Below are 1,289 nucleotides of genomic sequence, written 5' to 3'. Positions count from 1 at the left end.
CGACTTGACTCACGAAAACTGCCCGCGAAACGCCCTCGGTGCCTCACGTAAGAATGCCCGCGAAACGGTGACCGTCGTGGGGCATGGAAAGTGGGTTGTCGATGACGTCTCGCGCGGAGATCACCACCAGGTTCGCCAGGGCGTATGTGAAGGCATCGAAGAAGGACAAGGGGCGTGTCCTGGATCAGGTGATGGCGGTGACGGGCTGGTCGCGGGATAACGCTCGGCGCCGGCTTGCCGAGGCGGCGAAACGGCCGCCAGGGTCGGGCCGCGGTGTGGCTGCGCGGCCCCGTAGGCCGCGGGCGCCGAAGTACTCCTATGACGCTTTGAAGGTGCTGCAGAGGGTGTGGGCCGCCTCGGGTGGGCAGTGCGGGAAGTATCTCGGCGCCTCGATGGCGCTGCAGCTCGACGGGTTGGAGCGTCACGGCGAGTTGCAGTTCGGGCGGGAGCGCTACAGCCCGGAGGTGCGTGCCGAGCTGCTGGCGATGAGTGCGGCCAGCATCGATCGTTATCTGAAGACCGCGAAGGCCAAGGACCAGATATCGGGTGTGTCGACGACGAAACCCTCACCGCTGCTGCGTAATTCGATCAAGGTCCGCAGAGCTGGGGATGAGGTCGAAGCATCGCCGGGGTTCTTCGAGGGCGATACCGTCGCGCACTGCGGGCCAACGCTGAAAGGTGAGTTCGCCCGCACTCTGAACCTCACCGATGTCCATATCGGCTGGGTCTTCACCCGCACCGTGCGCAACAATGCCCACACACACATCCTGGGCGCCCTCAAGGCTGGAATTGATGAAATCCCTTATGAAGTAACCGGTCTGGACTTCGACAACGGCACTGAGTTCCTGAATAAGGCCGTCATCAAGTGGGCCGCGCAGCTGGAGATCTTCTTCACCCGGTCTCGGCCGTACCAGAAGAACGATCAAGCCACGATCGAGACCAAGAACAACCACCTGGTGCGCAAATACGCGTTCTACTACCGCTACGACACTCCCGCGGAACGCGCGGCGCTCAATCGGTTGTGGAAGCTGGTCAACGACCGGCTCAACTACCTCACCCCGACCATCAAACCGGTCGGGTACGCCAGCAGCGCTAACGGTCGGCGCCGGCGCCTCTACGACGCCCCACAGACTCCGCTGGAGCGGCTGCTGGCCGCCGGGGTGCTCTCGCCGGCCCAGCAGGCCGATCTGATCGCTTACCGCGACGGTCTCAACCCCGCCAAGATCGGCCGCGAGATCGCCGACCTGCAGAATCGACTCCTCATCCTGGCCAAGGAAAAAACCGAACAG

Annotated in this window: 1 protein-coding gene; it reads left to right on the top strand. The window is 63.5% G+C overall.

Annotated elements, in window-relative coordinates:
- Positions 1-101: 101 nt before the first annotated feature.
- Positions 102-1,289, top strand: a 1,188-nt coding sequence (locus tag AC5Y49_RS24670) for a DDE-type integrase/transposase/recombinase (protein WP_499891998.1), incomplete at its 3' end; no start/stop codon positions are given.

This window comes from Mycobacterium sp. NGS62 (genome assembly GCF_059812285.1).
This window is presented reverse-complemented; position numbering and strand designations above follow the sequence as displayed.